This is a genomic window from Massilia sp. METH4 (assembly GCF_037094685.1).
Lineage (GTDB): Bacteria > Pseudomonadota > Gammaproteobacteria > Burkholderiales > Burkholderiaceae_D > Rugamonas.
This window is the reverse complement of sequence record NZ_CP146614.1, coordinates 4,971,017-4,991,549: the sequence shown is the minus strand read 5'-3', so window position 1 is coordinate 4,991,549 and position 20,533 is coordinate 4,971,017. Positions and strand designations below refer to the sequence as shown.

The following is a 20,533-nucleotide window of genomic DNA, read 5'->3' as shown; positions in this document are numbered from 1 at the left end:
AGGAGATTCGCTTGCAAAAATGGAAACACCCCCTTACGTGCCTCCCTTTGCTCCTGGCGATTGCCGGCTGCGCCAGCGCGCCGCCCTTTGTACGCGCCCCGCAAGAAGTTGTTGAGCAGAGCGAGTCGATTATGTCCCAACCGGCCATCGGCGAGGCCAGCACCGCCGCTACCGGCGACAACCTGTACAACGAACATCCCGTCACAAGCAAGCGCACGGTGACAGTTACGCTGGAACAGCCTGCGCAATCGACGATGGAGTTGGGGCACAGCATAGATCTCCCGGCTGGCAAGCAAGGCGTTCTGGCCAAGACTGCAGGCGGGCATCCGGCGGTCTGCTTCTTCCGCATCACGAAGCCTGGCGTCGGCGGGACAGCTGCGGCCTGCCTTGTCGACACTGACCGCGACGGAGCGCTTGACAGCTCGATGTTCCTGAACCGCGCTCGTTACTTCCCCCTGTCGAGCCCAGCCAAGTACAGCACGGCGAAGAGCGAGTCGAAAGTCATCTCAGGCGAGCCCACTCTGAAGCGGGAGATCCTATATCAGGGTGTCTCGAAAGGCACCGTCAGGCTGTCTTTCCGCGAATTCATGAACGACATGGCTCGACCAGCGTTCACACAGGACATTCTCTACGACCTGGAGCCTGACGGCACGGCGACTGTTGTCTTCAAGGGACTGCGCATGAAAATCCTGAAGGCGACTGGCACGAGCATCAAGTACGTCGTCGAAAAACCGTTCGCCTCCTGACGCTGTCCTTACGATCGAGGCGCTACTACTGCAGGAACGCCTCGACCGCCGCCCTTGCCTGCTCTATCTGACGCTCGAACCGCGCCACGTAGAAGCCTAGGGGCGCGGAAATCCAGCCCTTCCGCTGTGTCTCCACGTAGTGGAGGTCCAGCCGCAGCTGGTCGAACGTCACCTTGATCATCGCGCGCACTACGAGGTACGGGTCAGCGCTGTAGATCCCGCGCGGGCCGTCACCGCTGCTGGAGATTCGGCCGAGTTCGGGGCGCCGCAGCGTCACGCAGCTAGCACCCGTCATGCAGGCAGCGTGCCCTCCCCCCTCGCGGGAAGCGGCCCAAGCCGTCCTAGTTCACCAGGTGGCTTTCGATCTCGAGCTTCTCCGTCAAGGCTGGCCCCGCCACAGCGATCTCCTGCATCTCCTTCTCGAACTTGCTGCACACAACTGCCCGGCAGATTGCCTGGGCCGCGGCCGCGCCGTGCACGAAGCGCGAGTGCCCTGCGGCCGCCCACTAGAATTTCGTGACCATCCTGTTCCTGAACCCAAGCGACCATTCCAGCTACTCTGGTACGCCGACATCGCACCGCTGAGGACGAGAATACCGACGGCAAATATGATCAAGCGCAAGAGTGCCTCTCGCGCGAGAAGACCAACCGGCCTGATCAGACCGCTCCTACCCGCTGACACAGGGTTCTCCTACTTGTTTATCCAGGTCCGCCACTCAGATAGCAAGTGTTGGGAATTACCAAAATAAGCAGTTCTTAATGCTATTAAGTAACCAATTTTGCCCAACCGGCTCGCGTGTCGGGTAGTCTGGACACCAGGCCCAACCATTGGAGACGGCACCATGATCAAAAAGCACAGACTTGCCCTCGTTGGCGGTTATCACAGCAATGTGTCAGGTTCGGCGGCTTCACCAGCATTCCCGGGTCCCTGGGGACTCCTCTCACGCATCAAGAAAGCACTTGGCTGGGACCTTTCCCCGCTGACTCGGGCCGTTGCGGCGCCCGGCATGGAAGCGGCCGGGCCGGCGCCGGACGAAGAGAAATTCTTCAGCACGGAAGCCGAGGCGACGGCATTCGCCAGCACGATGCTCGGAAAGGGATTCCACGCCGAGGTGGTGCACGACCCGTACGATTTCTCCTGGTCGGTGGACGTGTACGCGCCGCGAGTGCCGGACCAGCCGCGGGAGCGCTAGGCGGCATGGCGCCGGCGGGATAATGCTGCGCTTTCCCAGCGGTTTGATTAATATCAAACAAGGTGTCGAATCTTCTCCTGAAATATTGGTACGGTTTAATCTGACGCCATAACAGGAGGAGACATGGGATTAACAGCACTGGCATGCCGGCGGCGCGATGCCGTCGGAGCCGCTTACGTGGAAGCGGCGATCAAGATATCCGGCAAGCTCGGCAAGGACCGGGCCGAATCGCTGCTGCGGCTGCACGGCATCGGCGATGCCGTGATCGGCCGCGTCCTGGCCGGGCAGCTGCGAACAGTCCGCAGGCGCGATTGACGCCGGGCCGGCGGCATTCCACCGCCTCTTCTTCGCGCTCGCCTGCCAGCATCGGTGTTATGCTGCGGCCATGACTACCGATTCCGATATTGAACTGTCCGGCCCGTTCCAGGTGACGGACAGCAGCGGCCGCAAGCACGACGTGAAGGCCATCCGCATCTTCGACGAAGGCTACGGCATCATCGATGTCTATGTCGACTTCGCCAAGCCCCATGAGGGCGGGCACAAGGATGCCACCGTGCTGCGGCAGATCGTCGACCGCCTGCGTGCGCTCGGCTATAAGGGCCCCGACTTCGGCCTTTCCGATCCCGGCTTGCAGGAAAGCCGCCTGATCGTGCTGGAAGCGCCGGAGGAATTCGCCGCTTTCGCCAAGAGCCGTGGCTGGAAGAACCTGGCGGAAGAATTCGACGAGTAACCGTCGCCGCCACCGGCACGCCGCGTCACCGTCGCCCGGCGGCCTCCTGCCCGAACCCGGACAAGGGTGGTCCACTCACCACGTGCCGCCCACCGGACGCTGAAAATCCCTTGCACGCTGTCTGGCCCCAGGGCTGGACGGGATGGCCGCGCGCCGGCACGTCGTGCCGGCTGCCCGGCGTCACGCGCGCGCCCGCCTCTTGCCTGATCGGCTAAGCTCTTTCCGACGACAAACAAACGAAAGGGAGCCATGCCGGCCGAGAACTGGGATTACGACGCCGTGACGGCGAGCGCGCTGCGCACAATTACCGCGATCGCCACGGAAGCGCGCGCCGCGCAGGGCCAGCAGGCCGAGCCGCGCTGGGCAATGGCCTACGGCGTGCTGCGCTGCTGGTGCGACCTCGTCGGCGATACGGCCCGCGCCGAAGACCGCGCCATGCTCGAACAGCTGTTCGAAGGCATGCCCGTGCCGCCGGAAGAGGATGCGGGCGGTTGGCACTTCACTTCCGTGCTCGTGCTGCCGCGGCAGTAGCTCCGTCAGGCCGGCACGCCAAGAGTTGTTGACTATTGGTTGACAAGCGGCGGGATTGTACGGGGCTGCACCGCGCCGTGCCGTCATGCGCGGGTATGTTGAGCCCGTACTTCCGGTAACACCCGGGCGCCCGTGCGCGGCTCCGGGCCAGCCGTGGCCTATACTGGCCCCGTCCCCACCCGCGAGCATCCATGATCTTCCCGAACGAACTCGAACAACTCGTCAGCCAGACCCGTCAAATCGTCGAAACCGACGTCGCGCCCCATGCGGCCGACGTCGATGCGCAATGCCGCTGGCCGGCCGCGTCGATGGCCGCCTTCGCCGAGGCGGGGCTGCTGGGCCTGCAGGTGCCGGCGCGGCTGGGCGGCCACGGCCAAGGCTTGCTGGCGCTGGCCGCGGTGAGCGCCGAGATCGCCCGCGCCTGCCCGTCGTCATCGCTGTGCTTCGGCATGCACTGCGTGGGGACGGCCGTGATCGCGGCCAAGGCCACCGAGGACCAGCAGCAGCGCTACCTGCGGCCCATCGCGGCCGGGCGCCACATTACGACGCTGGCCCTGTCGGAAGCGGGCTCGGGCGCGCACTTCTACCTGCCGGAAACCCGGCTGGCCCGGCTGGGCGACCAGTATGTGGTCGACGGCACCAAGCAGTTTGTCACGAACGGCGGCCATGCCGACTCGTATGTCGTCTCGACGCTGGCCAGCGACGCCGGTGCCGCGGACGGCGATTTCAGTTGCCTCGTGGTGGACGGCGCCACCCCCGGCCTGCAATGGCAGGGCGAATGGCAGGGCTTCGGCATGCGCGGCAACTCCTCGCGCGCGCTCAAGCTCGACAACGTGCACGTGCCGGCCGCCAACCTGCTGGGCGCCGAGGGCGACCAGGTATGGTACGTGTTCGAGGTGGTGGCCCCCTACTTCCTGATGGCGATGGCCGGCACCTACCTGGGCGTGGCGCAGTCGGCGCTGGACGCGGCGGGCGCGCACCTGCGCAACCGCCGCTACGCGCACTCCGGCACCGCGCTGCGCGACGTCGAAACGCTGCAGACGCGCTACGCCAAGATGTGGATCTCGTACCAGAAGACCCGCGCGCTCGTGTTCGAGGCCGCGGCGCGGGGCGATGCCGGCGACCCGGAAGCCCTGCCCTTCATCCTGGCCAGCAAGGCCGATGCGGGCGAGACGGCGATCGCGCTGGCCGGCGACGCCATGACGATCTGCGGCGGCTCCGCGTACCGCGACAACAGCCGCGTCGCGCAGATGCTGCGCGATGCCCGCGCCAGCCACGTGATGTCCCCCACCACCGACCTGCTGCACATCTGGGCCGGCCGGGCCCTGCTCGGCATCCCCCTGCTATGAGGGCGATGCAAACGGCCAGTGCGCTGCTGGTGGGCGACGAGCCCGCGCCGGACCTCGCCACCACGCTGGAACGCACGGGCATCGCGTTGACGCACGTCGCGCCCGGCGGCGCGGTGGCCGCCCTGTCCGCCGCCGTGCAGCGCGGCGATCCGCCCACGGTGTGCGTGGTGGCCGGCGCCGGGAACGGAACGGAGCCGCTGCCCATGATCCGTTCGCTGCGCAGGTCCTGGGCCGGCCCGGTATTGCTCGCCTGCCCGCCGGAACGCCTGCCCGACGTGCAGCGCCAGCTCAGTTATTCGCCCATGCTCGGCCCCCATGTGACGCTGGTCGAGGACGATGGCGCCACGCTGGCCGGCGAGATCGTCAAGGCCGTGCAGTCCGAGGTCCGCAGCCGGCAGTTGCGCGCCACGCTGCAGCGTGCCAATGCCGCGCTGGCACCGGCCGCGGCCGTCACGGGGAGCTTCCAGCGCCTGGCGACCGCCGAACGCTACCTCGCCCGCTTCCTGGAAAAATCGGCCGAGGCCATCGCGGGCCTCGACGGCGGCAACCGCGTGCTGTACTGGAACGAGGCGGCAACCCGGCTGCTTGGCCTGGATGCCCGCGAGGCGCGCGGCCTGCCGGCGCAGCAGCTGCCGTTCTGGAACGAAGATCTCGAGGGGGCGCTGGCCAGCCTGCGCGCCGGTTCCGACCATGGGGTGATCGAGGTCCACGGGATGGGCGGCAGCAGGCTCGACGTGCTGGAAGTGGCCCTGTCCGCCATCACCGACGACCACGGCGGCTATGCCGGCGCCATGCTGCTGCTGCGCGACGTGTCGGCGCGGCACCGCGAACTGGCCCAGGAACGCTCGCGCAGCATCGCCGCGTTGTCGGTGGCGAACAGCCGCTATCGGCACCTTGCGACGCTGTTCGACCGGGCGCCGGGCTTCCTCGCCGTCACGCGCGGGCCCGATCACGTGTTCGAGCTGGCCAACCGCGCCTACCTGTCCACCTTCGGTAGCCGCGCCCTGCTCGACCGCCCGATGCACGAAGCCTTTCCCGAATTGCGCGACCAGCCGTTCCTGCGCATGCGCGACGAGGTGTACCGCACGGGCGAGCCGCGGATCGGGCACGACGTGCCGGTGCGGGTGCGCGTGCGCCCGGGCGGCGAGCTGGTCGAGCGCTTCCTCGATTTCGTCTACCAGCCGCTGACGGGCAAGGATGGCCGGGTCTGGGGCATTTTTTGCCAGGGCAACGACGTGACCGAGCAAAAGCGCATGCGCGACCAGCTGATGGCCCACCAGAACGAACTGGAGCGCCTCGTGGCGGAACGCACGGGCGAGCTGCAAAACGCCCAGGCCGCGCTGCTGCACGCGCAAAAGCTGGAGGCGGTGGGCAAGCTCACGGGCGGCGTCGCGCACGATTTCAACAATATCCTGCAGATCCTGCGCGCCAACCTGGAATTGCTGGCACAGGAAGTGGGCAACGCCGAAGGGCCGGCGAAACGGCTGGACAGCGCGATGCTCGCCGTCGACCGCGGCACCAAGCTCACGACGCAGCTGCTGGCCTTCGCGCGCCGCCAGCCGCTGCGCCCGGAGCCGGTCGACCTGGCCGTGGTCGTGCGGGGGCTCGACGAGCTGCTGCGCCGCGCGCTCGGCGAGGCGGTCGTCATCGACACCGTGGTGGAGAATCCCCTGTGGGCCACGCTGGTCGACCGCACGCAGATGGAGAACGTGCTGCTGAACCTGGCGATCAATGCGCGCGACGCGATGGGCGGCACGGGCCGGCTGACGATCGAGCTCTCCAACGTGGAACTCGATCGCGACTACGCGGCGCGGCAGGAAGACCTGGCGCCCGGCCAGTACGTGATGCTCGCCGTGTCCGACACCGGTTCGGGCATGTCGCCGGAAGTGCTGGCGCGCGCCGTGGAACCGTTCTTCACCACGAAGCCGGAAGGCGAAGGCACCGGCCTCGGCCTGTCGATGGCCTATGGCTTCATGAAGCAGAGCGGCGGGCACCTGAAGATCTACAGCGAACCCGGCAAGGGCACCGCCGTGAAGCTGTTCCTGCCGCGCACGCTGCAGGCGCCGCTCGTCCAGCCGGTGCACCACGACGATGCCGTGCGCGGCGGCAGCGAGACGATCCTGGTGGTGGAGGACGATGCCGACGTGCGTGCCGTCGTCACGGCCCAGCTGGGCGAACTGGGTTACACGGTGCTGCAGGCGCCGCACCCGGAGGCGGCGCTCGCCGTGCTGCAAAGCGGCGCCCGCATCGACCTGCTGTTTACCGACGTGATCATGCCCAGCAACCTGCGCAGCCCGGAACTGGCGCGCCTGGCCTCGGCGCTGCTGCCCGGCATCGGTGTGCTGTTCACCTCGGGCTATACCCAGAACGCCATCGTGCATGCCGGCCGGCTCGATCCCGGCGTGGAACTGCTCAGCAAGCCCTACAGCCGGCAGCAGCTCGCGTTGCGCGTGCGGCACGTGCTGGACCGGCGGCCGGACGTGACGCCGCCAGCGCCGCCGCAGCGCAGGGTGCTGGTCGTCGAAGACAATGACGACGGCCGGGAACTGCTGTGCGAAATGATCGGGATGCTTGGCTGTCACGCCGAAGGGGCGGGGTCGGCCGAAGAAGCGGTAGGAAGGCTTGGCGAGGTGGACGTGCTGCTGACCGATGTCAGCCTGCCGGGCATGTCGGGCATCGAACTGGCGCGCCGCGCGCACCGCGACTACCCGCGCCTGCGCATCGTGTTCGCCAGCGGCGGTACGCGGCCGGAAGTGGAATTCCCGACCGCCGCCATCCGCAAGCCCTTCACGATGGCCGAACTGCAGGAAGTGCTGGCGGACGGCCCCTGAGGCGCCGCCCGCCAAGGCGCCGGCCCGACTGCAAGGCTTGCAGCGGGCGCGGCGTCAAGCCTTACTGCGTGATACGTTCCCAGCCGTGGCGCACGGCGGCCTTCATCTTTTCCCACGCCGACTGGGGGTACTGGGTCTCCCAGCTGCTGCGCAGGCCCGCTTCGGATTCATCCCACGAACGGCCCGAGTAGCTGGCATCGCGGCGCATCGAGGCCCCGTAGCGGTAGGCCGGCGCGTAATCGTCGTAGCTGCCGCCCGCGCTGGCGAAATTGCTGGTCCAGTGGGTGCGGAAGTACGCGTCGTCGTCCATGCCGCCCAGCTGCTCCACCTCGACTTCGGTGTGGCGAACGGTGTCGGAGATCTGGTCGGTGCGCTGCGTGACTTCCTTGCCCACCACCACTTCCTCGACCACGCGGGCCGTCTTCTGCACCACGGCTTCCTCGGCGTTCTCGCGCAGTTCGAACGAGGTTTCCTGGAAGGCGCCTACCTGCGACGGGTCGATCGGGCGGTCCACCGGGCGGCGTTCCACGTTCACGTGCTCCTCGCGCAGGCTCACGCTTTCTTGCACCGGCGTTTCCACCAGGCGCTGGTAGATGCGCACGCCGCCGCGCTGCACCATGCGCTTGCCGACCTTCAGTTCCTCCTCCATCACCGGGATCACCTGCTCGTCGGTGGTCGCGCGCTGCATCGAGCCGGCATCGCTGTAGCCTTGCGAGCCCGACAGCAGTGCACCCTGCGTGCCCGATACCGTGGTGCCGGACTGCGACGAACCCAGCAGGCTGCCGCTTTGCTGGGAAGCGGACAGGCCGGACGACGCGCCCAAGCCGCGCGCGGTGGCCGCGCTCCAGCCGCCCGCTTCCCACTGCGAGCGCTGTTCATCGATATCGAGCGGACCGAAACGTTCGATGATGTCGGCCGCGCGCTCCACTTCGTCCTGGGTCGGCGTCTGCACGGTCAGCACCACGTTGCCGCGGTTGACGGCTTCACCGTAGACGTGGCGGTCGTCGTCATCGTCGCCGAACATGTTCGAGAAGAAATTGCGGATGCTGTCGCCCATCGAATGCTCGCCGGTGCCGGACGCGCTGGTGCTGCCAGTGCTGGCGGCGGCAGAGGCGTCCGCCGTGGAGGAGCTCGTGGAGCTCAGCTGGATGGAATCGGCGCCGATGCCGGAGCTGATCAGCTCCTGGCGGGCCTGCTCGGCGGATGCGCGATTGTCGAAAACGGCTGCTAGCGTATGGCTCATGGTGCTTTCTCCTTTTCAGTTTTTCATGGTTTGGTCACGGGACACCATCCTGCGGGCCGTCGTCGAACGCTTCGACCTGCACGTCCTCGACCCGCAGGGGAACGGTTTCCCGGTACTCCTGCTGCCTGCGTATCCGGGTGATGCGCAGCTCCTCCTTGATGCGGTAGCGCTTCTCCATCACCAGGATCTCTTCGAGCACCGGAACCACCAGCACATCCCCCTCGTAGCGCGATGGCGGTGCCTCCGCCACCACGCGATCGACGGGAACGCGCTGCACGTCGAGTTCCTCGTGCCACAGCAGTTCACGCACTTCCTCGGAGCGCTCGCTCACGTTGCGGGTGACGCGCACCCCGCGGCCCGTGTCGACGACCCGCTTGCTGACCTCGACTTCCTCGCGGATGACGGGGACGGCCACGGTGTCATCCGCGGCCCTGGTGGTTTCCGGTGGTTTGTTCATGGACAAAAAGTCTACGGCGTTTGGCAGAGGGGTGGCGCCCCCTTGCCTCGCCGCATTAAATTGGCGCTGCAGGTTCCACTCCACAAGCGATCACAGCAGGCCCGAATGCGAGTATCCTTCTACCTTGCCGTGGCAAGCTGTGCCGCCATAAGCCGCATCCGCGCGCCACGCGATGTTTTCGCCTTTCACCGTACCAGATGAACAAGTTGAACCATCCTTACGACCCCAACCGGCTGCTTGCCGCGCTGTGCGGGCAATTGCAGGTCCACTCGGACACGAAGCTGGCCAAGACGCTGGGCCTTTCCACGGGCATCCTCGCCGGCCTGCGCGCCGGCCGCGTGCCCATCACCGCCACCATGTACCTCCAGATGCAGGAAAAGACCGGCCTGCCGCTCGAAACCCTGCGCACGCTTGCCGGCGACCAGCGCAGGCGCCAGCGGCCCACCGGCGCCTCTCCGGCGTTCGCCAGGCCGCGCCGGACAGGCGTCCAGGACAAGATGCATTAACAGCCAGCACCGGCTATTGCCCCCGCGTGCCGTGCGCCGTCCTCGTGACGGGGTACGGTCAGCGTGCTCTTTTGCAAGCGGCCGCGCAGCGGCTGGTCTACGTACCTCGCGGCGGACGCATGTCTCCATGCCTGACCGGCCGCACTGTCATCCACGAGCCGGAGAACATGAAATAGATGCCAGAGTTCCGCAAGGACATATCGACGGCGCAGAAGGTCGACATCGGCACGGTCTTCATGCACATGCTGCGCGACGAAGACGCCAAGGCTTGCCTGAGTGCCGAAAACGTGCCCGCGCCGGTGATCGACCGCGTGCTGGCCGGTGCCGGCTTGACGCTCAGGTTTCCTCTAGCGCATGCCGGGCGCGTGGCGCCAGCACCGACATCAGTTGCGGCCGCGCGAGCACGCCGCCCGCCTGGCGCGGCGGCAGTGGCGCGGCGAACAGGTATCCCTGGCCTTCGTCGCAGCCGAGCGCGATCAGCGCGGCGAGCTGATCGGCTCTCTCCACGCCCTCGGCCACCACGGCCATGTCCAGCGCCTTGGCCATCGACACGATGGCCTGGAACAGCACCCGTCCTTCCGGCGATACCGTCAGTTCCGACGTAAACGCGCGGTCGATCTTCAGCACGTCCATCCTGAGCCGCTGCAGCTGGGCCAGCGACGAATAACCGGTGCCGAAGTCGTCCACATGCAGCCGCACGCCCAGCTCGCGCAGGGCGGCCAGCTGGCCCTGCACGTCCACGCCCTCGGCCACCATGGCCGATTCGGTGATCTCGATCTCCAGCATCGTGCCGGGCAGGTGGTGGCGCGCCAGGTGCATGGCCAGGTGCGCGTGCACGCCGCCCTGCCCGAACTGGTGGGCCGAGACGTTGATCGACACCGGCACCACGGCCAGCCCGGCCGCGCGCCACAGCGCCAGCTGCCGGCACGCTTCCTCGATGACGAAGCGGCCGATCGGGCCGATCAGGCCGCTCTCCTCGGCGATCGGGATGAACTTCGCCGGCGGAACCATGCCCAGCTCCGGGTGGCGCCAACGCAGCAGCGCCTCCATGCTGCACAGCCGGCCGGTGGCCAGGTCGACGCGCGGCTGGTAATGCAGCTCGAACTGCCCTTCCGCCAGCGCGCCCTGCAGGCTGTGCCGCAACTGAGCGCGCGCCGTGGCGGCGATGAACAGCTCGGGGTCGAAGAAGCGCCAGCGCCCGCCCCGCTCGCGCTTGGCGGCCGTCATCGCGATGTCGCCATGCTTGAGCAGGGTGGCGGCATCCTCGCCATCGCGCGGGTAGCAGCTGATGCCGATCGACGCGGTGATGGTGTAGCGCGCGTTGCCCAGGTCGTAGGGGCGCGACAGCGCCGCCGCGACACGGCCGCCGATCGCGGCCAGTTCCTCGTCGGAGCCGCCGGGTGCGATCACCACCACGAATTCGTCGCCGCCCAGGCGGGCGACGATGTCCTGCGGCCGCAGCAGCCCGCCCAGCCGCAGCGCCGCCTGCTTGAGCAGGTCGTCGCCGGCGCCGTGGCCGTGGGTCTCGTTGACATGCTTGAACCCGTCCAGGTCGACCAGCAGCAGGGCCAGCGTGCCGCCCCGCTGGGCCGCCTCGCCGATCGCCTGCGGCACGAAGCGCGTCACCCAGGGCCGGCTGGGCAGGCCGGTCAGCGTGTCGTAGTTGGCCAGGTACAGCAGTTCGCTCTCGTAGGCCTTGCGCTCGCTGATGTCCTGCAGCGTGATCGCCAGGCCGTTGCCGACCCGGACGATGCGCCGGCGCCCCCAGGTGATCTGCATGCGGCGGCCGGCCGGCATCTGGCGCTCGTCCTCGTAGATGCCGGCCGCCATTGCGGTATGGTAGGCCTCCAGCGTCGTGCCGCCGTGCTCGCGCTCGATCGCCGACATGCGCCGGCCCACCAGGTCCTCGCGCCCGCCGCCGTAGAACGAGGCGCCCCGCTCGTTGCAATCGACCACCACGAAGTCGACCACGGCGCCCGTGGTGTCGCGCACGGCCTGCGCCATGTAGAAGCCGTCCTTGGCGTTCTCGGTGGCGGCGCGGTAGGCGATCCGCACCTCTTCCTCGCCGGCGCGCCGCCGCTGGTGGCGCCGCGTGGCCACGGCCAGCGCCATCGACGCCAGCAGCAGGCCGGCCGAGACGGCGGCCCAGGTGGCACGCATGGCGCCGGCCCTTTCCTCGGCCGAGGCCAGCGCGTCGACCAGGGTCTTCGCCGCCACGGCCACCACGGGATACACATTGGAGCGGTGCCAGGCGAGGAGACGCGGCGCGCCGTCCGTGAAGTGCGTGCCTGGCAGCCGCGTGCCGCCGTCACCGTCAGCCACGACCGGGGCATCGCGCAGCAGCGCGCCGCGCCGCTGGGCCGCCATCCCTTCCAGCCGCACTGTCAGATCGTCCGCCACCATCGCCACCAGGCCATCCTGGCCAAGCACCCGTTCGTTGTGGAATGCCGTCAGGTAGGCGGCGTCGATCACGATCGAGACGATGCCGGCAAAGTCGTTATCCGGGGTTTCCAGGCGCAGCGTCAGCCGCACCTGCTGCTGCGGCGCGGCGGCGCCGGGCGGCACGGCGCCGATCAGCAGCGCGCTGGAATTGTTTTGCCGGTGGTACGCTAGCGCTGGATCGTGGCGCAGCGGCGTGAAGCGCCCTCGCCGCGGAATCGATGACACCACCTTGCCGTCGCCGTCGACGATGGCGACCTCGAGGAAGGCGGCATCGATGAACATGCCGTCCTGGCGCAGCGTCTGCAGTTCGAGCGTGCCGCCGGACTGCTCCCACGCGTGCTTGAGCTGCACGGCCACCTGCTCCATCTGCGCCATCGAGCGCGTGAGGTACTGTTCGTAGGCCTCGGCATAGGAACGCACCTCGCGCAACGCGTCGCGTTCGCCCAGGCGGCGGTCTTCGCGGATCTGCGCGCTCATGACCAGCCAGTAGACGGCGATCGCCAGTACCGCCACGATCGGCCAGAGCGCCGGCAGCCAGGAATGCGGGGCAAACCGCGCGAGTGAGCGTGCGAAGAACATAGGTTGCGCATGGTAATCGTTCCATATGACAGCACCGTGACCGGGACCGATTTTCTTTCCGCTCGGAACCGGGCGGCGGCTGAGTTCGCTAGCTTGTATAGTACAAAGCACGAGATACCGACAGTCCATGCCGGCCGCGTGCCGGCGCTTTATTGGAGATGCGAATGGAAACTGAACTGAAGCTGAAGGTGGCCCAGGCCGATCTCGCCCGCCTGCGCGAACACGCGCTGCTGGCCGACCTGGCCGTCGCCACGCCCGAGGAGCACGAGCTGCTCGACACCTATTACGACACGCCCGGGCTGGACCTGTGGCACAACGGCCTGACGCTGCGCGTGCGCGCCGACGGCGGCACGTGGATCCAGACGGTGAAGACCGCCGCCGGCGGTTCGGCCGGCCTGCACCAGCGCGGCGAGTGGGAATCCGCCCTGCCCGGCCCCGATCCCGAGCCGGGCGCGCTGGCGCGGCAGATCAAGTCGAAACGCCTTGCCGAACTGCTGCGCGCGCCGGATATCGTCAACAACCTGCGCCCGGTGTTCAACAACACCACGCGCCGCACGCAGTGGAACATCCTGCTGCCGGACGGCCAGCAGGTCGAAGCCGTGCTCGATGCGGGTGACCTGCATGCGGGCGGCCGGAACGCGCCGATCGGCGAACTGGAACTGGAATTGAAGCGCGGCGACCCCACGCCGCTGTTCGAGCTGGCGCTGTCGCTGCACAAGGATATCCCGCTGCAGATCGCCGGCGACAGCAAGGCGGCACGCGGCTACGCGCTGCTCGATGGCGAACCGCCCGCCCCCGTGAAGGCCATGCCCGTGCGCCTGGCGCGAAAGATGCGCCTGGAGGACGCATTCCAGTGCATGGGCCTGAACTGCCTGCAGCAGCTGGAAGCCAATGTGCCCGGCGTGCTGACGGGCAGCGTGGAAAGCCTGCACCAGATGCGCGTGGGCTTGCGCCGGCTGCGTGCCCTGCTGGACATGTTCGAGGACCTGGCGCCGCTGCCTGAAATGGTACGCGACAGCCTGGAATGGCTGGCCGGCGCACTTGGCGCCGCGCGCGACTGGGACGTGCTGGCCGGTTCCACGATCGCCCATATCGAGGGCGCGGATCTGGGCGCCCTGCGCGCCACGGCCGAGCAGCGCGCCCAGGAGCTGCACCGCGCGCTCCTGCCCACGCTCACCCAGCCCCGCTACACGCAGCTGATCCTGCAACTGAACGGCTGGCTCCACGGCCGCCAATGGCGCCAGGAAGGCGCGCTGCCCAAGGATTCGCCGCTGCGCCAGCGCGCCGGCGATGCGATGGAGCCGTTGCTCCAGAAGGCGCAGCGGCGGCTGCGCAAGCGCATCGAAACGCTCGATGAAGATGACGCGGGCGCGCGCCACCGCGTGCGGATCGCCGCCAAGAAGGCGCGCTACGCGGCCGAGTTCTTCCACGACCTGCTGCCGGAGAAGACCGCGAAACGCTATATCCGCGCGCTGTCCGCCCTGCAGGACAAGCTGGGCCTGCTCAACGACCTGGCCGTGGCCGGCCACCTGCTGGACGAGCTGGAAAAGCGCGGCCCGGCGGACGAGATCCGCTACGCGCGCGGCTATGTGAAGGCCATCTCGGTGGCGGAAAGCCATCACCTGGGCGGCGCCCTGAAGGACATCGCGCGCCTCAGGATGGTGTAGGCGCTCGGCGGCGCGGCCGCCGCACCGGGCATGGCACAATGGGTTCCCGCCTTCGGGCCTCACGTTGTGCCATGCCCCCATACATCGCCGCCCTCCTGCTGCACGGCCTGCTGGCCGCCGTCGACGTGCTGCTCAACCACGAGTTGCTGGTGCGCCTGCCGCACCGCCCCGGCGCAGCCAGCGAGGAATGGCTGCACAGCCTGCGCGAGCTCGTGTTCGCGGTGCTGTTCGTGGGGCTGGCGTGGTTCGCCTGGCATGGTGCCTTCGCGTGGATCATCGGCGCGCTGCTGCTGGGCGAAGTGCTGATTTCGGCCTGCGACGTGGCCGTCGAAGGGGCGATCCGCGAACTGCCCGCCACCGAGCGGGTCATCCATCTGTTCCTGTTCATGAATCTGGGCGCGATCGTCGTGCTGCTGGGCGACACGCTGCTCGCGTGGCAGGCGCTGCCGACGGCGCTCGTACCGGTCGAGCCCGGCTGGTGGAGCTGGGGGCTGACCGCGCTGGCCGTGCCCGCCCTCGGCTGGGCCATCCGCGACGGCCTGGCGGCGCGGCGGCTCGCGCCGGTCCGCGCGGCGTGAACCCATGTGGCCCGTATGTGGGCCGGTGCACGGACGACGGCGCGGGCGGGCCTAGAATGGGCCGATCATGACGCTTGCACCGAACAAGGGACCCGACCCGCCGCCGGCCGACATCACCCGGCGCTTGCTCGCGCTGCGCGACGATGTGATGGCGCACTGGATGGTCATGGCGCGCCGCGAGGTGCGGGGCGCGCGGCACTTGCCCGAACCGCTGCTGGCCGACACGCTGCCGGCGTTCTACGACAACCTGGCCAAGACCCTGACGCCGGGCTACCCGCGTGCGCTGGCGACTGAACACAACAATGCGGCCAGCCAGCACGGCGGCGAGCGCGCCCGGCTGACACCCTACGGGCCGGAACAGGTGATCCACGAATACCAGCTGTTCCGCGCCGCCATCTATGAAATGGCGGCGGTGGACGGCATCGCGCTCGACGCGGCCCAGCGCGCCCGGATCGAAGCGGCGATCGACACGGCCCAGCGCGAGGCGATCCGGGAATTTTCCGCCATCCACGAGGACCTGCGCCGCAAGCTGGCCGCCACGCTGTCGCACGACATGCTGTCGCCGCTGGCCACCATCGTCTCCGGCGCGGAACTGATCGGGCTCGCCACCGACGTGACGGCGGCGCGGCGCACGGGCCGCCGTATCCTCGAAAACGGCCAGCGCCTGGGCCACATGATCGCCCAGCTGCTCGACGCGTTGACCGTCACGGGCGTCGACCGGGTGCCCCTAGAACCTTCCGCCTTCGACATCCGCCTGCTGATGCGCACCGTGTGCGAGGAATTCTCGGCGCAGCAGGTGGAGATTGCCATCGAGGGAGAGCCGGTGGAAGGCTGGTGGGATTTCGCGCAATTGCAGCGCGCGCTGGAAAACCTCGTGCGCAACGCCGTCAAGTACGGCGACGGCAGCCAGGTCACGATCCGCTCGGCGACCACGCATGGCCGCCTCACGCTCTCGGTGCACAATACCGGCAACCCGATCGCCGCCGACCGCTTCGAGCACATCTTCGCCTACCTGCACCGGGAAAACGTGGTGCCCGCCGAAGGCTACGGCATCGGCCTGTCCTTCGTCAAAAGCGTGGCGGAGAGCCACGGTGGCTCGATCGTCGTCGACAGCTCGAGCGTGGCGGGTACCACTTTCCTCATCGACGTCCCGATTGATTGCCGGCCGTTCACGGGCGGATAAGCCGGCGGCGTTCGACAGCCCGGCGCCGGGCCACCGCGCGAACGGGCTTGGGCGCGATCGTCCGGATGGGGAGATGCGGCGCAACCGGCCGGCGCGGGTCAGTTCCCGCGGCCGCGGCGCCGTACCGCGAAGAACACCACCGCAAGGCCCGCCGCCAGCAAGCCGATCATGGCCGGCTCCGGCACGGGAGAAGGCTGCGTCAGCTCCGTGCCGGCGCCGGGAGTGCGGTCGGCCAGGTCGGGGGCGCGGCTGGCCGCGCCGAACGGCGACGTGAAAGACGCCGACGGGCCGCTTCCCGGCATGTCGACGGCCTGGGCCACCGCGTCGGCCATGGCCACGTCGTCCGCCGATGCGGAGCGGACCTCTCCGGGCCGGGCCGGGGGCGCCAGCGTCGCCTGCCCCGCAACCGGCGGCTGGTCCGCCGTCGCGCCGCTGCCATCGGTCCGCCGCACCCGGCTGATATTGCCGGAGGTTTGCGGAACGATCAGGCACTGATCCTCGACGCAATACACGGCGGCCGGTTCGCGCGCCGTCTCAGGCCATTCGTCACGGTTGACCGATGCGCATATCGTACGCTGGCCGAAGTGCACGTCGGTGATCTCGGAGGCATAGTCATATTTGCCGACGATGCTGTCGCGGGTGATGGCCGCCCTGTCGTCCGGCTGGCCGCGTTCGATCTTGGCGATCAGCTGCGCCCGCACCGGTGCCGGAATGTCGATGTAGCGCGACACTGCCTCCCTGACGCTGCCGCGGTAGGGATTACGGCCAGGACTGTTCCAGGAACAGCTCGACATCATGGCAGTGGCAACGACGGCGCCGGCAACAAGTGTGGACATAACGGCATGATAGTTGAATATTGGTAATACAGTATAAGGCAGTGACAATCTACTTACAATACTGCAATTGAATTCCTGGATGCATCATGCTAGCGATCACCGGAGCCGTGTTGCTTTTTGGTGATATCGATCATCGCAAGCGAATGACCCGTACCGGGGCAGCGCCACGGAAGCCGTTTCCCGCTATACCGATATTCGCCGGCCACGCGCGGCCGCCTGCTGGCCAGGATGGCTGGCGCCGGGGAACTGCCAGGGGGCGGCGTGCAGGCCCGCGCCGTCGTAGCCTGTCGCGGCCGGGAAGCTCGCGCTGCGTGCTCCCGAGCCCGCTGGCGACATGGATGCGCGCCGCGGCGGTCCGGCAGCGGCTACTCGTCCGCCGGCGTGGGTTCTTCGTTGATCACGGGCGACGCATGGACCTTGTCGATGCGCTTGTCGTCCATGCCGGCGACGACGAAGCGCCAGTTTTCCCACATGACCACGTCGCCGGCCGCGGGCAGGCGCCCCAGCAGCAGCATGATCATGCCGCTGATCGTGTGGTAGTGGCCCTTTTCCTCCTCCGGCACGACCTTCAGCGTGAGCCGGTCCTTCAGCTCGTGGATGGGGATCGTGCCGGCCAGCAGCCAGGCGCCGTCCGGCTGCTGCACGGCCCACGCTTCCTCCACGTTGCGAGGCGTGAATTCGCCGGTGAGCGCCTCGAGCATGTCCTGCACGGTGACGATGCCCTCGATGTCGCCGTATTCGTCGATCACGAACACCATCTGCATGCCGCTGGCGCGGAACTGCTCCAACAGGCCCATGCCGGTCAGGGTTTCCGGCACGTAGACGGCCGGCTGCGCGATCGCCGCAAGGTCCGGCACCTGTCCTTTCGCCACCACGGCGAGCGCCTGCTTGGCCGTCACGACGCCCAGCACGTTGGCCAGGCCGCCGTCGCATACCGGGAAGCGGGAGTGCTCGGACTCGAGCAGGCGGGCCAGGTTGTCTTCGATGGGCAGGCGGATGTCGAGGAAGACGATGTCCGAACGGGGGATCATCAGCGAACCGAGCTTGCGGTCGTCGAGCCGGAACACGTTGCGCACCAGGTCGTGCTGGTGCTGCTCGATCGCGCCACTCTCCGAGCCCTCCTCCAGCATCGCATGGATTTCTTCCTGCGTGACGGTGGACTGCCCCGTGTCGCGCACGCCCATGATGCGCAGGATGGCCTTGGTGGAGCCGGTCAGCAGCATGACAAAGGGCCGCGTCAGCACCGCCAGGCTGTGCATCGGCCGCGCCACCAGGCGGGCGATGACTTCCGGCGCGATCTGCCCGAGCCGTTTCGGCACCAGTTCGCCGATCACGATCGACACATAGGTGATGACGATGACGACACCGGCCGTCGCCATGATGCTGGCGGCTTCGCCGTCCGCGCCGAGCCCGATCAGCCACAATGCCAGCGGCTTGGCCAGCACGGCCTCGCCGACGATGCCGTTCAGGATGCCGATCGACGTGATGCCGATCTGGATGGTGGACAGGAAGCGGGTCGGGTCCTCTCCCAGCTTCAGGGCCGCACCGGCGGCATGGTCGCCCTCGCCCGCCAGCTTCACGAGCTTTGCCCGCCGCGCCGTCACGAGCGCGATTTCCGACATCGCGAATACACCATTCAACACGATCAGGCCGACCAGTATCAGCAACGACTCCACACACTACCCTTCATCGAACGAGAAGTCCTCATCGTAGCACGCCCCGGCAATTGCCCGCGCAGCAACACTTTATTGTCGAGCCCGTGTCATGGTGCGTGACCCCGTGACACGGGCTCGGCTGTTATGGGGCGCTGCCGGCCTTGCCGCGGTAGTAGTCCGCAAGCACGCCGAAGGCTTGCTTGCGGGCGCCGGTTTCGGAGAGGAGGCCCTTGCGGTTCCAGCCGTTCTGGAACACGGGGTGCTCGCGCCGCGGCGACTGGAAGTCCTTCAGGATCCACGGCGACATGCCGCGCAGCGTGGGGATCCGCTCGGCCATCGCCAGCGTCTTGCGGTAGTACTCGGCCTGGTACTCCTCGGTGAATTTCTTCATGCCGTCGTTGCGGTAGCCGGCCAGGGCGTCGGCGCCGAATTCGGACAGGATCAGCGGCCGGTCGGCGGGCACCCGCCACTTCAGCGACGGCAGCGCATCGAGCGTGTCGTTGCCGTACCAGCCGGCGTACGTGTTCACGGCCAGCACGTCGAGCTTGTCGACCAGCGGGTCCTTGATCGCCGTGACGTCCTCGCCGTTCTCGCTGTGCCGTTCGACGAGCAGCGCGGCGCTCACCAGCCGCGTGGGGTCGAGTGCCCGCACATTGTCGGCCATCGCGGCGTGGAACGCGGTGCGGGCCGGCGAGACCGGCGTCTCGTTCCCCACGCTCCACATCACCACGGCGGCGCGGTTGCGGTCGCGATAGATCGTCTCGGCCTGCATCGCCAGCGCCTTCCTCAGCACGGCCGGGTTGCCCCAGTCCACCGTCCAGTAGACAGGAATCTCGCTCCAAACCAGGAGGCCCATCTCGTCGGCCAGCCGCACCGTCGTCTCCGCGTGCGGATAATGCGACAGGCGCACGTAGTTGGCGTGCAAGCCGTGCTTGATCTCGGTGAGCAGCGCGCGCGACGCCTGCTCCGTCATGTTGCGCGCCGGGTTCGGCCCGAATTCCTCCTCGTGCAGCGAAATCCCGCGCAGGAACAGCGGCTTGCCGTTCAGGAGGATCTGGTTCCCCTTGACGGCGATGGTGCGAAAGCCCATGCGCTCGCGCACCGTGTCGCCGGCGGCCGTGAAACGCACATCGTACAGCGTGGGGCTGTCCGGCGACCAGCGCCGCAGCGCCGCCGGCGCCGGCAGGTCGAACACGGCGCGCCCGTTCGCATCGGTCTTCGCGCTGGCGGTCGCCAGGGCGCCGATGGCGACGGTGACCTCCTGCCCGGCCGCCCGCGCGCCCTGCAGGCGCACCTCGCCGGCAATGCGCCCGTCGGCCTGCAACGCCAGCGTGGCGTCATCGATGAAGGTGGCCGGCGTGCGGATCAGCTTCACGGGCCGCGTAATGCCGCCATACAGGTCCCAGTCCGTGATGAAGGTGGGAATCGATTGCGCATCGTGCGTGGAATCGACGCCGACGGTGAGCCGGTTCTCGCCGCCGCGCAGCGCATCGGTCACTTCCAGCACGAACGGCGTGAAGCCACCCTCGTGCCGGCCGATTTCCTTCCCGTTCAGGTAGACATGGGCCTTGTAGTTGACGGCCTCGAACCGCAGGAATGCGCGCTCGCCCTTCAACGGCCGCGCGTTGAACTTGCGCTGGAACCAGATCAGGCCGTCGTAGTAGCGCAGCGACGGCGTGGCGGCGTTCCATGCGCCGGGTATCGCGATCCGCGGCCCCCGGTCCATGTCGAACTCGTAGAAATCGGTGCTGGCGCGCGCTTCCTCGGCCGCCACGTCCAGGTCGCGGTGGCGCTGCATGCGCGACTTGGCCACCCAGCCGTTGATATCGGTGAGGCCGGTGCGGTACAGGTCCTTCGAATACGTCCACTGGCCCGACAGGTCCTGGCTGTCGCGCGACGCCGCGCCGGTCAGCAGGAAGGCGGGCCGCAGGGTTTCCGCGGCCACGGCGGCGGTGCAGCTGGCCACGGCCAGTACGGCGATCAGGAATCTCTTCATGGTTTTCGCTC

Annotated in this window: 18 protein-coding genes; 11 read left to right on the top strand and 7 right to left on the bottom strand. The window is 68.1% G+C overall.

Going from position 1 to position 20,533, the window contains the following annotated elements; genetic code table 11:
* Window positions 1-11 precede the first annotated feature (11 nt).
* On the top strand, window positions 12-746 hold the full coding sequence (locus V6Z91_RS21885; RefSeq protein WP_338761133.1) for a hypothetical protein: 735 nt from the start codon (window positions 12-14) through the stop codon (window positions 744-746).
* A gap of 25 nt (window positions 747-771) precedes the next feature.
* Here the strand turns inward: V6Z91_RS21885 and V6Z91_RS21880 are convergent, their stop codons facing one another.
* A complete protein-coding gene (locus tag V6Z91_RS21880) occupies window positions 772-1,023 on the bottom strand; it encodes a hypothetical protein (protein ID WP_338761131.1) in 252 nt (83 codons plus the stop codon).
* A gap of 565 nt (window positions 1,024-1,588) precedes the next feature.
* Between V6Z91_RS21880 and V6Z91_RS21875 the strand changes: the two genes are divergently transcribed.
* The 6 genes from V6Z91_RS21875 (at window position 1,589) to V6Z91_RS21850 (ending at window position 7,380) form a co-directional block, all read left to right on the top strand.
* Entirely contained in the window at window positions 1,589-1,939 is a 351-nt protein-coding gene (locus tag V6Z91_RS21875; RefSeq protein ID WP_338761129.1) for a hypothetical protein, read from the top strand.
* A 123-nt stretch (window positions 1,940-2,062) separates the two neighbouring features.
* The gene (locus V6Z91_RS21870; protein WP_338761127.1) at window positions 2,063-2,254 is read left to right on the top strand and encodes a hypothetical protein; all 192 of its coding nucleotides are present in this window, start codon (window positions 2,063-2,065) and stop codon (window positions 2,252-2,254) included.
* A gap of 70 nt (window positions 2,255-2,324) precedes the next feature.
* Window positions 2,325-2,669, top strand: coding sequence for a hypothetical protein (locus V6Z91_RS21865; RefSeq protein WP_338761124.1), 345 nt, complete (start codon window positions 2,325-2,327; stop codon window positions 2,667-2,669).
* A 249-nt stretch (window positions 2,670-2,918) separates the two neighbouring features.
* Window positions 2,919-3,200 carry a hypothetical protein gene (locus V6Z91_RS21860; protein ID WP_338761121.1) on the top strand — a complete coding sequence of 94 codons (282 nt, stop codon included), beginning with the start codon at window positions 2,919-2,921 and terminating at the stop codon, window positions 3,198-3,200.
* Between the two features lie 191 nt (window positions 3,201-3,391).
* On the top strand, window positions 3,392-4,549 hold the full coding sequence (locus tag V6Z91_RS21855; RefSeq protein WP_338761119.1) for an acyl-CoA dehydrogenase family protein: 1,158 nt from the start codon (window positions 3,392-3,394) through the stop codon (window positions 4,547-4,549).
* Between the two features lie 5 nt (window positions 4,550-4,554).
* On the top strand, window positions 4,555-7,380 hold the full coding sequence (locus tag V6Z91_RS21850; protein ID WP_338761117.1) for a response regulator: 2,826 nt from the start codon (window positions 4,555-4,557) through the stop codon (window positions 7,378-7,380).
* A 61-nt stretch (window positions 7,381-7,441) separates the two neighbouring features.
* On the opposite strand, the gene V6Z91_RS21845 is transcribed toward V6Z91_RS21850, so the two are convergent.
* Window positions 7,442-8,623: a YsnF/AvaK domain-containing protein gene (locus tag V6Z91_RS21845; protein WP_338761114.1), complete on the bottom strand. Its 1,182-nt coding sequence runs from the start codon at window positions 8,621-8,623 to the stop codon at window positions 7,442-7,444.
* A gap of 34 nt (window positions 8,624-8,657) precedes the next feature.
* On the bottom strand, window positions 8,658-9,080 hold the full coding sequence (locus V6Z91_RS21840; RefSeq protein WP_338761111.1) for a DUF2382 domain-containing protein: 423 nt from the start codon (window positions 9,078-9,080) through the stop codon (window positions 8,658-8,660).
* Window positions 9,081-9,277: 197 nt separating this feature from the next.
* Between V6Z91_RS21840 and V6Z91_RS21835 the strand changes: the two genes are divergently transcribed.
* Window positions 9,278-9,586, top strand: coding sequence for a hypothetical protein (locus V6Z91_RS21835; RefSeq protein WP_338761108.1), 309 nt, complete (start codon window positions 9,278-9,280; stop codon window positions 9,584-9,586).
* A 336-nt stretch (window positions 9,587-9,922) separates the two neighbouring features.
* Here V6Z91_RS21835 and V6Z91_RS21830 read toward each other — a convergent pair whose 3' ends face one another.
* Window positions 9,923-12,607, bottom strand: a complete 2,685-nt coding sequence (locus V6Z91_RS21830; RefSeq protein WP_338761105.1) for an EAL domain-containing protein — start codon at window positions 12,605-12,607, stop codon at window positions 9,923-9,925.
* 164 nt (window positions 12,608-12,771) lie between these two features.
* Here V6Z91_RS21830 and V6Z91_RS21825 point away from each other — a divergent pair, with 164 nt between their 5' ends.
* The 3 genes from V6Z91_RS21825 to V6Z91_RS21815 all read left to right on the top strand — a co-directional run bounded on the left by V6Z91_RS21825 (window position 12,772) and on the right by V6Z91_RS21815 (window position 16,035).
* Window positions 12,772-14,274 carry a CHAD domain-containing protein gene (locus tag V6Z91_RS21825; protein ID WP_338761103.1) on the top strand — a complete coding sequence of 501 codons (1,503 nt, stop codon included), beginning with the start codon at window positions 12,772-12,774 and terminating at the stop codon, window positions 14,272-14,274.
* 71 nt (window positions 14,275-14,345) lie between these two features.
* Window positions 14,346-14,852 carry a hypothetical protein gene (locus tag V6Z91_RS21820; RefSeq protein WP_338761101.1) on the top strand — a complete coding sequence of 169 codons (507 nt, stop codon included), beginning with the start codon at window positions 14,346-14,348 and terminating at the stop codon, window positions 14,850-14,852.
* Between the two features lie 67 nt (window positions 14,853-14,919).
* On the top strand, window positions 14,920-16,035 hold the full coding sequence (locus V6Z91_RS21815; protein ID WP_338761099.1) for a HAMP domain-containing sensor histidine kinase: 1,116 nt from the start codon (window positions 14,920-14,922) through the stop codon (window positions 16,033-16,035).
* Between the two features lie 98 nt (window positions 16,036-16,133).
* Here V6Z91_RS21815 and V6Z91_RS21810 read toward each other — a convergent pair whose 3' ends face one another.
* From V6Z91_RS21810 to V6Z91_RS21800, 3 genes are all read right to left on the bottom strand, one after another.
* On the bottom strand, window positions 16,134-16,871 hold the full coding sequence (locus tag V6Z91_RS21810) for an MHFG family PEP-CTERM protein (protein WP_338761096.1): 738 nt from the start codon (window positions 16,869-16,871) through the stop codon (window positions 16,134-16,136).
* A gap of 365 nt (window positions 16,872-17,236) precedes the next feature.
* Window positions 17,237-18,493, bottom strand: a complete 1,257-nt coding sequence (locus V6Z91_RS21805; RefSeq protein WP_338772000.1) for a hemolysin family protein — start codon at window positions 18,491-18,493, stop codon at window positions 17,237-17,239.
* 175 nt (window positions 18,494-18,668) lie between these two features.
* Window positions 18,669-20,522, bottom strand: coding sequence for a glycoside hydrolase family 2 TIM barrel-domain containing protein (locus V6Z91_RS21800; protein ID WP_338761094.1), 1,854 nt, complete (start codon window positions 20,520-20,522; stop codon window positions 18,669-18,671).
* Window positions 20,523-20,533 lie beyond the last annotated feature (11 nt).